Source organism: Hymenobacter arcticus, from assembly GCF_054779975.1.
Window position 1 is genome coordinate 293,480 of sequence record NZ_BAAGXF010000002.1, and the last position, 13,206, is coordinate 306,685.

Below are 13,206 nucleotides of genomic sequence, written 5' to 3' on the forward strand. Positions count from 1 at the left end.
GGACTCTGTGAGTCCGCGCGAATTATCGTTCGGCTGTACCTACTCGCGGACTCGCAGAGTCCACGGTACATCCTTAGCTGATTTTCACCAGCTGGCCTTCGTTCAGGTTTTGGTAGCCGGCCGAGATTACCTCGTCGCCGGGCTTGAGGCCGCTGGTTATTTCCTGCTTGCCGTTGTAGGTTTGGCCGGTTTTGATGATGCGCTTGGCGGCCACCGTTTTGCCGCCGTTGCGGTTGACTACCAGCACGTAGGCATTTTCCTCGTCGTGCTGCACCAGGTCCACGGGGAGCACGGTGGCGTTGCTGCTGCCGTAGTTCTGGATGCGCACGGTGGCTACCATGTTGGGGCGCAGCTTGCTGGCCTGGGTGCTGGGCAGGCGCAGTTCCACGGTAAACGTGCGGCTGGTGGCCGAGATGGTGCGGCTCACGGTGCGTACCGTGCTCTCAATCTGCTCGTTACCTAGGTCAGGCAACGATACCAGGGCCTTGTCGCCGGCCTTGATGCTGCCTGCGTAAGCCTCCGATACATCGGCCAGTACCTTGCCGCCCTGGCCACTGTTGAGCTGCACCACGGGCATACCGGGCGACACCGTTTCGCCGAGCTTGGGCAGCACGTTGTCGACTACGCCGGCGTAGGGGGCCACTACATTATAGAGGGCACGCTGCTGCTGCTGGGTGCTGAGGTTGCGTTGCAGGCCCTCGTAGGTATTCTTGGCTTGCAGGTACTGCACTTCGGTGCCAATCTGCTGCTTCCACAGGCCGGCCTGCTTCTGGTAGATGATGCGGGCCAGGTCCATACGGGTACGCAGCTCGGCAATGTTGGCATCCAGGATGCTGGCATCCACGGTGGCCAATACCTGGCCTTTGCGCACGCGGTCGCCGCGCTGCACGCGCACGCTGGTGAGCGTGCCGGCGGAGCGGGCACCCACGGTGGCGTTTTGGTCAAAATCGACGCGGCCCTGTACTTCGAGGTAGCCAGCGAAGTTTTCGGGGGCCACTTTCAGGATGGATACCGGCACGGCCCCGGCGGCCTCGGCCGCTTTGCCCGAGCCGGTTTTGGCTTCGAGGTCGGCGATTTTGGCCTGGGTGGCGGCCTGGTCAGCCTTCAGCTTCACCAGCTCGGCGTTGGGGTCTTTGGCACCGCCGCCGCAGGAAGCCAAGAGGAAGCTGCTGGCTACTAGCTGATAGCTGATAGCTTTCGAAAAGGAGAATTGCATAATAAAGAAGGGGTCTTCAAAAGGGCTAACAGCTAGTAGCTATCAGCTAAAAGCTAAGTTTATTTGGCTTGCGAGTACAGCTCGCCGGTGGCTTTGTCGCGGTCTACCTTGGCCACCAGCACGTCGTAGATGGCGGCGTAGTAGTTGGTTTGCGACTCGCGCAGCGAGGTTTCGGCCGTGATAACTTCGATGTTGGAGCCCACGCCGGCGTTGAACTTGATGCGGGTGACGCGGGCCACGTCGGCGGCCAGGTCCAAGTTAGCCTTCTGGTTGTCAAGCACATCGAGGGCGTTCACGAGCGTGGTGCGGCTCTGCGTGTCCTGCAAGTCGATGCTCTGGCGCAGGGTTTCCATGCCCTTCTCAATGGTTTGCTGGGCAATGCGGGCCTGCTGCACTTGGTAGCGGCGGCGGAAGCCGTCAAACACCGGCACGTTGAGGGCCAGGCCCACGTTGCCAAAGCCAAACCAGTTCTGGTTGGCAAAGCCGTTGGAGTTGCGCGAGTCGGGCCCGCGGAAGGCAAACAGCTCGCTCACCGATTTGGCCGAGCCCGAAAAGCCGTAGGCCGCCGTGAGGGCCAGGCGCGGGTAGGCACCCGCCGTGCGGTTGCGCAGGTCGAGGCCCGCCAGCGCCTGCTGGGTTTGCAGCGTCGAGAACTCGATGCGGTTGTTGTAGTTGAACGCCGCCTGGGCTTGCACCGGCTGGCCGTTGTTGTTGTTGAGGCCGGGCGTGCTAGTGGGGGCACCGGTGGGGGTGCTGAGGGGTGCGGTGGGCACGCCGCCGAGGCCATCGACCCCGCCGCCGGTGCTAAAGTTGGCCGTGCCTAGGTTGCGGCGCAGGGTGCCGGCATCCACCACGGCCGCGCCGAGCGAGTCGGTGAGCTGCACGGGCTGGCTCTGGGGCAGGCCCATCTGAAACTTAAGCAGGGCAATGCTCAACTCGGTGAGGCGCAGGGCTTTCTGCTGCTCCACTACCAGGTTGTTGCGCTGCACGCGCAGGCGGTCCACGTCGAGCTTTTCGGCAAAGCCGGCCTTGAAGGTCTGGTTGGTTTGGTAGAGCACCGTGTCGAGGCGCTGCACGTTGCGGGCCAGCAGTGTGAGGCGCGAGCGGGCCACCAGCGTGCTGTAATAGGCCTTGCTCACCTGCTCCACCACGTCGATTTCGGCCTGCTGGGTTTGCTTGTGGCTCAGCTCCTCATACACCTTAGAAGCCTTGAGGCCAATAAGATACGAGCCATCAAAAAGCTGTTGCGAGAAGTTGAGCGACGAATTACCTGCGTACTGCAGGCCGAAGGCAATGGCCTGGGGCGGTAGCGGCACGGCCGGGGCGTAGGCGGGCGTTAGGGTTACGGCCTGGCCCGCCTGGGCGGCGGCAATGTCGCGCTGCGTGAGCGTGGTACCATTGAGCGTGCCCGCGCCGCCGCTAAAAGCGCTCGCGTCGAGCAGGCTTTTTTGCAGCTTGAAGTTGTCGGCCACGTTGGCGGCCACGTTCAGCTGCGGCAGGCCCTGGGCCTTCACCTCGCCTACTTTGGCGTGGGCGGTTTGCTCGGCCAGGCGGGTGCTCAGCAGGCTGGGCTTGTTGGCCACGGCGTAGCGCACGGCCTGTTGCAGGCTCAGGGCCATGGGGCCAGCGAGGGGCGGGGCAGGGAGGGCAGCCGGCGTTTGGGCCAGGGCCGGGGCCCACGGGCCCAGCGCCAGCGCCGAAGCCGCCAGCAAAACCCCCAGAGTACTTTTTTTCATGGGTTGGTGCACGAGGAGCAGGTTAAAACTAGCTTATAACCAGCTTATTCCTCTTCCGTAATGTGTTGATACTTATTAAATAGCCGGTGACCTTTGAGCGTGGCAACGCCCAGCAAAAAATGCTCGTCGAATACCTTATTCACCCGAATGGGTGCAAACTGGGTGGGAGGGTAGAGGTCGGGGTCGAAGGCCAACTCTATCTGGGCCAGGTTGAGGCGGGCCAGCACTTCCACGTCGAGGTCGGCCCGAAATAGCCCTTCGGCAATGCCCCGGCGCAGATTTTGGGTTATCTGATCGAGGATAAACGTGCTCTTGTGCTCGGCCAGCAGCGCCCAGGCCGCGGGGTAGTACTTGCGCAGGTCGTGGAAAATGCTGGGGTGAATGTTGCTGAACTGCTGGTCGGCCCAGGCCGCGATGGTGAGCATTTCCTGCACGGCATCGGCAGCCGTGCTGGCTACCCGGGCACACTCGCCCTGCGCCTGGCAGAGGTGGCCCGACATCACGCCTAGCACAATCTCATCTTTGTTGGTGAAGGTTTTATACAGCGTTTTCTTCGACATGCCGAGGTCGGCGGCAATGTCGTCCATGCTCACGCTCTTGATGCCGTTGCGCATAAAGAGGGCGGCGGCGCGGGTGATGATGCGGTCTTTGGGTTCCATGTTTAACACGGCAAAGATACGCCGGAAACTTTGGGTGAGTTCAAAGTTTCCAAAGTTTCTTTTGTCGCATCAGCTTCCCCGGTTGGGCCGCGCTAGGGCATGACGAGCAGCCGGCGGTTTTACTTTCGTGGCGGAGTAGTTTTTCTCCTTTTCTTTTTGCGCTTATGAAAATCCGCGTTGGCTTCGGCTACGACGTTCACCAATTGCAGCCCGGCCTGCCCTTCTGGCTCGGCGGCATCGAGGTGCCGCACACCCACGGCGCACTCGGCCACTCCGATGCCGACGTACTCATCCACGTTATTTGCGATGCGCTGCTGGGCGCGGCCAACCTGCGCGATATTGGCTTCCACTTCCCTGATACCGACCCCCAGTACAAGGGCATCGACTCGAAGCGCCTGTTGGCCGAGGTAATGCGAATTCTGCGCGCTAAGGGCTACGAAATCAGCAACATCGATTCCACCATCTGCCTGGAGCAGCCAAAGGTGAACCCGCACATACCAGCCATGCAGCGCGTGCTGGCCGAGGTAATGGGCATGGAAGAAGACTTGATTTCCATTAAAGCCACCACCACCGAAAAGCTGGGCTTTGTGGGCCGCCGCGAGGGCGTGGCCGCTTATGCTACCGTGCTCATTTATAAGGCTTAATCTCTTTGCTTTTTTCCGCCTTCCCGCTTGCTATTTATGAAATACACTGCTCTGCTACTGGCCGCGCTGGCCCTGCCCGCGCCGCTGCTAGCCCAAACGCCCACCAAGGTTAAAACCAAGTTTAAGCCCGGCACCCCGGCTAAAAAGGACAGCAACCCCACCTCCGCCCAACCCGCATCGCCGGCTGACTATGCCGCCCTGTACGCCACCCGCTACATCACGAAGGAGCACCTGCGGCGCGACCTCGGCGTGCTGGCTTCGGATGAGTATGAGGGGCGCGAAACCGGCACCAAGGGCCAGAAAATGGCTGCCGCCTACATCAGCCAGCAGTTTGCCGCCGACAGCCTCACGGCTCCGGTAACTAGCAACGCCGCCAACCCGTATTTGCAAACCTTCAACCTGGAGCGTAGTGCCTGGCAGCCGGGCGGCACCCTCACGGTGGGCGGCAAGGCCTACGAGTGGCTGAAAGATTTCTACGCCTTCGGGCGCTCGCCGTTTCAGCAGGCCACGGCGGTGCAGCCGGTGTTTGTGGGCTACGGCATCGAGCAGGGCACGTACTCCGACTACACCGGCCGCGACGTGAAGGGCCAGGATGTCATCGTGTTGCTGGGTGAGCCGCACACCGCCGACGGCAAGTCGGTGCTCAGCCCCGATGGCAGCGCCACCAAGTGGGCCGTCGATTTCCGGGCCAAGGCCGCGCTGGCCGCCCAAAAGGGTGCCCGCAGCGTGTTCTTCGTCGATTTTTCGGGTAAAAGCGACTTCGGCAAAGTGGCGGCCCGGCTGGCCCCGCGCGTGATGCAGCCCACCATTGCGGCCGCCGATGCGGCGGGCGGGCGGGCGCCGTCGTTCTTCGTAGCGCCGGCCCTTGCCCTGAAGCTGCTGGGCACCAACGAGGCTACCATCCACGCCTACGAGGTGGCCACGGCCGCCGCCAAGCAGCCAGTCGCCAACAAGCTGAAGCCGGTGAAATTCAGTGTCAGCGCGCCGCAGGAGCGCAGCGACGTGGGCACCGAAAACGTGCTGGGCTTCTTGCCGGGCACAGATAAAAAGGATGAGGTGCTGGTGGTGTCGGCGCACTACGACCACCTGGGCATCATCGGCGGCGAGGTGTACAACGGGGCCGACGACGATGGCTCGGGCACGGTGGGAATGCTGGCCATTGCGCAGGCCTTCACCAAAGCGGCGCACGCCGGGCACGGGCCGCGCCGCAGCGTGTTGTTTTTGGCAAATACGGGGGAAGAAAAGGGCCTGCTGGGCTCGGAGTACTATACCAGCCACCCGGTGTTTCCGCTGGCCAACACCATTGCCGACCTCAACATCGACATGATTGGCCGCAGCGATGAGGCGCACTTGAATAAGCCTGATTACGTGTATGTTATCGGGAGCGACAAGCTGTCGTCGCAGCTGCACAGCGTGTTGCAGGAGGCCAACCGTGCCCACGGTAACATCGACCTCGATTTCCGTTTCAACGACCCCAACGACCCCAACCGCTTCTACTACCGTTCGGACCACTACAACTTCGCGGTACATAAAATCCCGGTGGCGTTTTTCTTCAACGGCGTGCACCCCGACTACCATGAGGCGAGCGACGAGATTTCCAAAATCGAGTTTGAGAAGCTGGAGGCGCGGGCGCGGCTGGTGTTTTATACCGCCTGGGAGTTGGCCAACCGGGAGGAGCGGGTAGTGGTGGATTCTAATAAGCCGTAGTTTTTAGCGCGAAGTTTCGCGAAGTTGGGCGCGAAGTTTTGTAAAGCCGCTTCCTTATGCACGAGAACGATATTGATGGCCATATTCGCACTGCGGCGTTTAAGGTGAGCACCGTGCTGGGGCCAGGCTTGCTGGAAAACGTGTACAAACTGGCCTTGGCCCACGAGCTGCGCAAAGCCGGCCTGGTGGTAGCTACCGAAGTAGGCGTGCCCGTAGTGTATGATGGCTTGCAACTGGATATTGGCTACCGACTCGATATTCTGGTTGGTCAGAAGGTTATTATTGAGCTGAAATCGGTAGAAGCATTGGCCCCCGTCCATTTCAAGCAGCTTCAAAACTACCTGGGCCTCACTGGCTGCAAGTTGGGCTTATTGATTAACTTCAACGTGGCTTCGCTCCGTGAGCACATTCACCGCGTAGTCAATAAGCTGTAAGAAGCGGCTTTACAAAACTTCGCGCTCAACTTCGCGAAACTTCGCGCTAAAAAGATGACGAAAGCCCAGAATTTCCAAACCGACGCGGACAGAAAGGCCTTCGACCTTGAGCACCGCCGCAAAATCCGCTTCAACATCGGCAAGTACGACGCGGCCGTGACGCTGGGCATGCAGCACTACGCCAACCACGACCTGGCCCGTGCCCGCGCCGCCTATCTCAAGGCCCAGGTGCTCGAAAAGCTGGACACCTACCTGCTGGAGTTCGAGAAAAACTTCACCGCCCGCGGCGGCCGCGTGGTGTGGGCCAACACCGCCGAGGAAGCCCTGGCCGAAATCGGCCGGCTCACCGAGGCGCGCCACACCCGCACGGTGGTGAAGGCCAAGAGCATGACCACCGAGGAAATCCACGTCAACCAGTACCTCAAAAGCCGGGGCGTGGAGTCGGTGGAAACCGACCTAGGCGAGTACATCGTGCAGCTTAATGGCGAGCGGCCCTACCACATTGTGACGCCCGCCATGCACCTGAGCAAGGCCGATATCAACAATATATTCGTCAAGCACTTAGGTACCGAAAGTACCGATGATGCCCAGGCGCTCGTGCTCACGGCCCGCCACCTGCTGCGCGATAAGTACACCGCCGCCGAGGTGGGCATCACGGGCGGCAACTTCCTGCTGGCCAAAGAAGGCGCCGTGGCCGTAACCGAGAACGAGGGCAACGCTCGCCTCTCGGCCACGTTTCCGGGCTTGCACATTGCGGTGGTGGGCATTGAAAAAATTATTCCGCAACTCACTGACCTTGACCTGTTTTGGCCGCTGCTGAGCACCAGCGGCACCGGCCAGCAAGTGACCGTATATAATACAGTGTATTTTGGCCCGCGCCAGCCCGACGAAACCGACGGCCCCACCGAGATGGTGGTTATCCTGCTCGATAACGGCCGCACCAACCTGCTGGCCCGGCCCGACCGCCGCGAGGCGCTGCGCTGCATCCGGTGCGGGGCCTGCCTCAACGTGTGCCCGGTGTACAAAAACATCGGCGGCCACACGTATGAAACTACTTATTCGGGCCCCATCGGCTCGGTTATCAGCCCGCATCTCAGTGGCTTGAAGGAGCATCAGCACCTGAGCTTTGCCAGCAGCCTGTGCGGGGCCTGCACCAGCGTGTGCCCGGTGCGCATCAACCTGCACAACCTTTTGCTGCTCAACCGCCAGGAGAGCGTGCGCGAAGGCCACAACAACGCCATCGAAAAGGTCGCCATTGGCCTCTGGCGCTGGAGCATGCGCCACCGCTGGGCGCTCGACGTGCTGCCCGGCCGCCTCAAAGACTTCAGCCTCGGCTACCTGCTCGACCAGGCCGGCTGGCGCAAGCGCCGCGAGAGCCTGAAGGTGGCCGATAAGTCGTTTCGCGAATTGTGGCAGGCTAGCCACTAGCACCATTTGATGGGGCTCGTCCGTACACGGCCCATGTCATCATCGGTTGAATATGGATTGCGCCTGTTGGCCGGGCTGGCCGGCGGCTGGCTGGTTATCACTACCGTGTCGGGGGCCATCCGCTCGTTTGTGCTGCCGCGCAACGAGTCGGTGCGGCTCAACGCGTTCGTATTTGGGGGCCTGCGGGCCTTGTTCGACTTTGCGGCGCGGCGCGCCAACAACTACGCCCGCCGCGACCGCATCTTGGCCCATTATGCGCCCGTGGGACTTGTGGCGCTGCCCATTGGCTGGCTAGCGCTGGTAGGGCTGGGCTACACCGGCATCTACTGGGCGCTGGGCGTTGATGGCTTCACCAAAAGCTATGAGTTGAGCGGCAGCTCGCTGCTCACGCTGGGTACTACCAAGCAGAATGGATTGATAGTCAATGTATTCAGCTACTCGGAGGCTACGTTGGGGCTGCTGCTGCTCACGCTGCTCATTTCCTACATTCCCACCATTTATCAGGCGTTTTCGCGGCGCGAGCTGGTGGTGGCGCAGCTGGAGTTGCGGGCCGGCGTGCCGGCCACGCCGCACGGCCTGATACAATGGCTGGGCCAGGACGAAGATTTCAGCAACGACGATACCCAGTGGCTGGTCTGGGAGCAGTGGCTGGTGGAGCTCGACGAAAGCCACACGTCGCTGCCAGTGCTGGCGTTTTTCCGCTCGCCGCAAGCGGGGCGCTCGTGGGTGCTGGCGGCCGGCCTCATCCTGGACGCGGCCAACCTGCTATTCTCGGCGCTGGATGTGCAGCACTCGCGCCAGGTAGAAATCACCTTTAAGGCTGGCGTGCTGGCGCTGAACCGCATTCACCGCTTTTTCGACGATAAGTCTGAAACCTCGCCCGCCGAGCTGCGCACTCCCGAAGAAATGGCGGCCACTACGCCAGGCCGCGCCGAGTTTGCCGAGGCCTGGCAGGCCATGCAGGCCGCGGGCTTTGCCCTGCGGCCTGATGAAGAGCTAGCCTGGCAGCACTACTCAGAGCGCCGCGTGCGCTACGAGCCCTCCCTCAAATTTTTGGGCGCGCTGCTGATGACCCCGCCAACTATTAAGTAAAGTGCTTTTAGATAAGTAGTTGGCTTATTCGTCGGGCAGAATGTTCACATCCTGCACCAGCACCATTTTTTCGATTTCGCGGCCGCGCCGGGTGTTGGCCAGGCCACCGAGGGCGGTTTCCTTATAGCGGGTTTCCATGCTCTGGCCCACTTCGCCGAGGGCCGCCACGCACTGGTCCACGGGAATAACGGGGTCGACGCCCGCAATGGCAATCTGGGCCGAGGAGAAGGCGATAGCCGCCGCCGAGGCGTTGCGCACTACGCACGGCACCTCCACTAGGCCCGCTACGGGGTCGCACACCAGCCCCAGCATGCACTGAATGGTGATGGCCACGGCGGCAAACGTTTCCTCCACCGAGCCGCCCAGGCAGTACACAATGGCCCCCGCGCCCATGGCGGCGGCCGAGCCGGTTTCGGCCTGGCAGCCGCCCACGGCCCCGGCCAGCGAGGCGTTTTGCTCGATGATGAGCGCCACGCCCGCCGCCACCAGCAGGCCCTCCAAAATCTTGCGGTCGCTGAGCTGGTGGATGCGCTGAATGGTAGTGAGCACGCCCGGCAAAATACCCGACGCCCCGGCCGTGGGCGCGGCCACCACGCGGCCCATGCAGGAGTTTACTTCCTTAGCTCCTAATGCACTTATTACCAGTTCTTTAAACTCAGGCGAAAGCACGGTAATGGGTGAGGCGGCAATCTTCTTGGCCCCATTATTAATCATGCCCGAGCGCGAGGTCATGTTGCCGGTCTGGCCCTCGTGCACGGCGTCGCGCATCACGTCGTAGGCCCGCTGCAACGTGGGCCAGATAGCTTCCTCCGTCGCGCCCTTTTGCTCGATTTCGTAGGCCAGCACGGGCTGGTAAAGCGGCTCGCCGGTGGCGGCGCAGTGCGCCTGCCAGGAAGCAAAATCGGTGAATAAGAGCGACATTATGAATATTAGAAAAGCGTGAATAAGGCAGGTGGCTGGCACCGGCGGCCACCCCGGTGCCAATGGGAGATTAAAGGTAATAGCCATGTCATTTTGCTTCGTCAACTAGCTCCTAAGTCCACCCGGCAGCCACCCGGCTGGCCGTTCCTGCCTTATCTTGCTACTTTGGTATGCTGCTGGCTCTGTTAGCCAACAACATTAGTATAGGATGTCTAAAAATATAGCATGAATGAGTACCTGCCCCCTGACATAGCGCCTACCACGGCGGAGGAAATGCAGTTGGCGCTGTTTGGGGAGTATTTCCAAAAAGATGTACCAAAGGCATCTCCTTATAGGCATATAACGGCGGCTTATGAAGCGGAAGAAGCTCGCGTATCCGTAGCCTATCTATTCGACAAAGTGACATATGACTCGCCGGTAAATTTTCGGGAGTCGATGCAAAGCCCCCGACATCGCTGGTTTCCTTACAAAGAGGGCTTTTCGCCGAGCTTTGTGCGCTCGTTTTTACAGGACTACGCCCCAACTGGTACTCAACACGTACTTGACCCGTTTGGGGGAGTAGGCACTACTTTACTCGAAAGCAGTCGATTGGGACTGGATGCCTACGGCTTCGAGGTAAGCCCAATGAGCCACAGCATAGCCCAAGCTAAGGGGGCGTCCTTCACGCCGGACATGGTGGCTGAATTGGATGCCTGCGTAGCTCGCTTTGAAGCGGATGCGCTTGCCGCATTGGCACCTGCGCCTGACAATGCCACGGTAATATCGTACTTCGAGCCAGCCTACCTGGAAGCGTTGCTGCGCATCAAGGCTTTTTATCTAGCCATTGAAACGCCCGAAGTCCAGCAGCTTTTTAAGCTGGCTTTTTTAAATTGCCTGGAGAAGTTTTCTACCCACCGTAAGGCGGGCAACGGTGTCAAGCGTAAAACCAGTCTGGCTTATGCGGCTACCCTGGAAACTCCCATCGAACAGTTGCGCCACACCGTGCTGCGCGACGTGCAGCGGTTTCGCGTGGACCTGACAGTGGAGCCGGTGCTACGCCCGTTTCAGCTGACCCTTGGCTCGTGCCTAGCCGCCGAAAACTACCCGGCCGGCGTGCGCTTTGATGCCGTACTCACCTCACCCCCTTACGCCAACTGCTTTGACTACAGCAAGATATATCTGGTAGAACTGTGGATGGGCGACTTTTTTACCGAGAAGCAAAGCCAGGTCGATTTTCGGGCGCAGTCGTTGCGGTCCCACGTGCATGCTCGCTGGGCAGCCCGGCATACCGACTACGGTAGCGCGCTGGTAAACGGCCCGATATACGACTACCTCAAGGCCCAGCCGTTGTGGTCAAACCAGATTCCCAGCATGCTGGTGGGGTATTTTGCCGATATGGGCTACCTGCTGCACCTATTGGCCGAGCGCTGCAACCCCGGCGCGGTAGTGGGCTTGGTAGTGGGTAATTCCTATTACGGCTCGCTGCCCATTGCCACCGACCTGATTTTGAGTATGCTAGGGCGGCAGCACGGGTTTGAGCCGGTTGAAATCAATGTGTATCGCAACGTCGTCGTATCGTCGCAGCAGTTTACCCGTGCCCTCGACCGCAAGTACATGCGTGAAAGCTTGGTGGTGCTACGTAAAAAATAAGTTTGTATGGAATTGATTTTGCCCTTCGCCGAAGCGGCTGCCCCGGCCTGGGGCGACACGCTGGCCTACCCCACCACCCGCACCCAGCGCCTCTACACCCACAAAATTTTCAACCGCTACCCGGCCCGTAGCATTAATCTGGTGCCTCGGCAACTGCTGCACAGTTACAAGCAGGCGCATGGATTGGGCGTTGTCCTCGACCCGTTTATGGGGTCGGGCACCACGGCCATTGAGGGGCTGCTGGCGGGCTTCTCGGTACTGGGCACTGAAATAGACCCGTTTGCCCGCCTCGTTACGGAGGTAAGTACTACCCCCTTCACCCGCGACGAGCTGGCCGACCTGCGTCAGCAGTTTACTGAGATAGCCGCCTACTGGCCCGCCGCTCCACTCGATGAAACCCTGCGACCCCGGCTAAACAACGTGGACTACTGGTTTTCAGAAACCAGCTTTCAGGATTTGTTGCGCCTGAAAAAAGCCATTTACCAGGTATGCGAAGCTCCAGCGGCATTGAACTTCTTTCGCCTCGTGCTGGGCGATATCATTCGGCCTTGTTCGCTGGCTGAGCGCCAGACGCTTAAGCCTTACATTTCCAAAAAGCACCCCAAAACGCCCTCCGCGGTGGGGCCGACGTTTCAGAAAAGCTTTGAAAGCTATTACACGGCGCTGGCCGAGTTTAGCCAAGAGGTAGCCGGCCGGCCGGCCAGCTTTGCCTGGGCCGGGAACGATGCGGTACGCTTTAGTACCCCGCGCCCCGCCGACCTGGCCATTACCTCACCGCCCTACCTGAACTCGATTGACTACACGCGCTGCATCAAAATCGAAAGCGCCTGGCTCGACTGCGCCGATGATGCCATCATCAAGCAAATAAAAAACGGGCAGATTGGCGACGAAACCCGCAAGGCCCCGACGCTACCCGCCGCGCCTGCCGTGCAGCCTTACCTCGACCAGTTGGCCGCGCAAGACCCGCGCCGCGCCAATATTGCCGCCCACTACTTCGATGATATGCGGCACAACCTGGCTAGCACCTGGGCCGCGCTGCGGCCCGGTGGCAGCTACCACCTCATCATCGGCAACAGCAACCTGCGCGGCGTAGAAATACCCACCCACGAGCTAGTGGCCCAAATGGGCCAGGATATGGGCTTTGCCTGGGCCGGCTATTTCCGCTACAAGCTGAAAGACCACCGGCTTTCCATTCCGCGCCAGAATAACGCAACGGGTGGCAAGATTGAGGTGGAACACGTGGTAACGCTACAAAAACCAGAGTAGGAGTATGCCAGACCGTTTTAAGCCGCACAATTATCTGGACACGCTGGCTACTAGATGGGCCGAGTGGACGAATGATTACTTGACTCACCAGCCAGATGCAGTTGCTCAACCGGCAGACTTTGAAGCACTGTTGTATCCTGGCAATTCCGCCCCACCAGCCGATGGTCGTTCAAGGGCAACGGAAATGTATAAATACGGCTTGCTGCGTGGCCGTCTTACGCCACCATCAGCTACTGGCTGGCAGTTATTAGGTACTGATGAGCACGTACATACGCCGTTGGGCTATCTGGAATGGTTGCTTAATCAAGAATTACCAAATCCTTCCTCAACTGTCTTCCAGGCACAATCGGCGCTGGCCGCATTGCTAACCTGCCAGTGGTACGTTGAGGTGAGTGCTGGGCCACGAATATCCTACGTTGCTGTCTTTGAATGGCTCAAGCAGAAATTTCCCTGTCCGATTGATGCGTCGCGTCT

At 60.2% G+C, this 13,206-nt stretch carries 11 protein-coding genes; 7 read left to right on the forward strand and 4 right to left on the reverse strand.

Annotated features, from left to right (window positions below; all coding sequences use genetic code 11):
- Positions 1-73: 73 nt before the first annotated feature.
- From ACYVGC_RS04785 to ACYVGC_RS04795, 3 genes are read right to left on the reverse strand one after another with little or no spacing between them, the layout of a single operon-like run.
- The gene (locus ACYVGC_RS04785; RefSeq protein WP_460582648.1) at positions 74-1,216 is read right to left on the reverse strand and encodes an efflux RND transporter periplasmic adaptor subunit; all 1,143 of its coding nucleotides are present in this window, start codon (positions 1,214-1,216) and stop codon (positions 74-76) included.
- A gap of 59 nt (positions 1,217-1,275) precedes the next feature.
- On the reverse strand, positions 1,276-2,952 hold the full coding sequence (locus tag ACYVGC_RS04790) for a TolC family protein (protein WP_460582649.1): 1,677 nt from the start codon (positions 2,950-2,952) through the stop codon (positions 1,276-1,278).
- A gap of 44 nt (positions 2,953-2,996) precedes the next feature.
- Positions 2,997-3,611: a TetR/AcrR family transcriptional regulator gene (locus ACYVGC_RS04795; RefSeq protein ID WP_460582650.1), complete on the reverse strand. Its 615-nt coding sequence runs from the start codon at positions 3,609-3,611 to the stop codon at positions 2,997-2,999.
- A gap of 164 nt (positions 3,612-3,775) precedes the next feature.
- Here ACYVGC_RS04795 and ispF point away from each other — a divergent pair, with 164 nt between their 5' ends.
- From ispF to ACYVGC_RS04820, 5 genes are read left to right on the forward strand one after another with little or no spacing between them, the layout of a single operon-like run.
- Entirely contained in the window at positions 3,776-4,255 is a 480-nt protein-coding gene (gene ispF, locus ACYVGC_RS04800) for a 2-C-methyl-D-erythritol 2,4-cyclodiphosphate synthase (RefSeq protein WP_460582651.1), read from the forward strand.
- Positions 4,256-4,291: 36 nt separating this feature from the next.
- A complete protein-coding gene (locus ACYVGC_RS04805; RefSeq protein ID WP_460582652.1) occupies positions 4,292-5,962 on the forward strand; it encodes a M28 family peptidase in 1,671 nt (556 codons plus the stop codon).
- Positions 5,963-6,018: 56 nt separating this feature from the next.
- On the forward strand, positions 6,019-6,396 hold the full coding sequence (locus ACYVGC_RS04810) for a GxxExxY protein (protein WP_460582653.1): 378 nt from the start codon (positions 6,019-6,021) through the stop codon (positions 6,394-6,396).
- A 54-nt stretch (positions 6,397-6,450) separates the two neighbouring features.
- Positions 6,451-7,824: a lactate utilization protein B gene (locus tag ACYVGC_RS04815; protein WP_460582654.1), complete on the forward strand. Its 1,374-nt coding sequence runs from the start codon at positions 6,451-6,453 to the stop codon at positions 7,822-7,824.
- A 33-nt stretch (positions 7,825-7,857) separates the two neighbouring features.
- Positions 7,858-8,916, forward strand: a complete 1,059-nt coding sequence (locus ACYVGC_RS04820; protein WP_460582655.1) for a hypothetical protein — start codon at positions 7,858-7,860, stop codon at positions 8,914-8,916.
- A 24-nt stretch (positions 8,917-8,940) separates the two neighbouring features.
- Here ACYVGC_RS04820 and sdaAA read toward each other — a convergent pair whose 3' ends face one another.
- The gene (gene sdaAA, locus ACYVGC_RS04825; RefSeq protein WP_460582656.1) at positions 8,941-9,837 is read right to left on the reverse strand and encodes an L-serine ammonia-lyase, iron-sulfur-dependent, subunit alpha; all 897 of its coding nucleotides are present in this window, start codon (positions 9,835-9,837) and stop codon (positions 8,941-8,943) included.
- A 225-nt stretch (positions 9,838-10,062) separates the two neighbouring features.
- Here sdaAA and ACYVGC_RS04830 point away from each other — a divergent pair, with 225 nt between their 5' ends.
- Together ACYVGC_RS04830 and ACYVGC_RS04835 are read left to right on the forward strand one after the other, a co-directional pair.
- The gene (locus tag ACYVGC_RS04830) at positions 10,063-11,466 is read left to right on the forward strand and encodes a hypothetical protein (protein ID WP_460582657.1); all 1,404 of its coding nucleotides are present in this window, start codon (positions 10,063-10,065) and stop codon (positions 11,464-11,466) included.
- A gap of 6 nt (positions 11,467-11,472) precedes the next feature.
- The gene (locus ACYVGC_RS04835; RefSeq protein WP_460582658.1) at positions 11,473-12,732 is read left to right on the forward strand and encodes a hypothetical protein; all 1,260 of its coding nucleotides are present in this window, start codon (positions 11,473-11,475) and stop codon (positions 12,730-12,732) included.
- Positions 12,733-13,206: the final 474 nt, after the last annotated feature.

Excerpts from the sequence above, each read along its gene's own strand:
- ACYVGC_RS04785 (WP_460582648.1), bottom strand. The coding sequence starts at position 1,216 with ATGCAATTCTCCTTTTCGAAAGCTATCAGCTATCAGCTAGTAGCCAGC.
- ACYVGC_RS04790 (WP_460582649.1), bottom strand. The coding sequence starts at position 2,952 with ATGAAAAAAAGTACTCTGGGGGTTTTGCTGGCGGCTTCGGCGCTGGCG.
- ACYVGC_RS04795 (WP_460582650.1), bottom strand. The coding sequence starts at position 3,611 with ATGGAACCCAAAGACCGCATCATCACCCGCGCCGCCGCCCTCTTTATG.
- ispF (WP_460582651.1), top strand. The coding sequence starts at position 3,776 with ATGAAAATCCGCGTTGGCTTCGGCTACGACGTTCACCAATTGCAGCCC.
- ACYVGC_RS04805 (WP_460582652.1), top strand. The coding sequence starts at position 4,292 with ATGAAATACACTGCTCTGCTACTGGCCGCGCTGGCCCTGCCCGCGCCG.
- ACYVGC_RS04810 (WP_460582653.1), top strand. The coding sequence starts at position 6,019 with ATGCACGAGAACGATATTGATGGCCATATTCGCACTGCGGCGTTTAAG.
- ACYVGC_RS04815 (WP_460582654.1), top strand. The coding sequence starts at position 6,451 with ATGACGAAAGCCCAGAATTTCCAAACCGACGCGGACAGAAAGGCCTTC.
- ACYVGC_RS04820 (WP_460582655.1), top strand. The coding sequence starts at position 7,858 with ATGTCATCATCGGTTGAATATGGATTGCGCCTGTTGGCCGGGCTGGCC.
- sdaAA (WP_460582656.1), bottom strand. The coding sequence starts at position 9,837 with ATGTCGCTCTTATTCACCGATTTTGCTTCCTGGCAGGCGCACTGCGCC.
- ACYVGC_RS04830 (WP_460582657.1), top strand. The coding sequence starts at position 10,063 with ATGAATGAGTACCTGCCCCCTGACATAGCGCCTACCACGGCGGAGGAA.
- ACYVGC_RS04835 (WP_460582658.1), top strand. The coding sequence starts at position 11,473 with ATGGAATTGATTTTGCCCTTCGCCGAAGCGGCTGCCCCGGCCTGGGGC.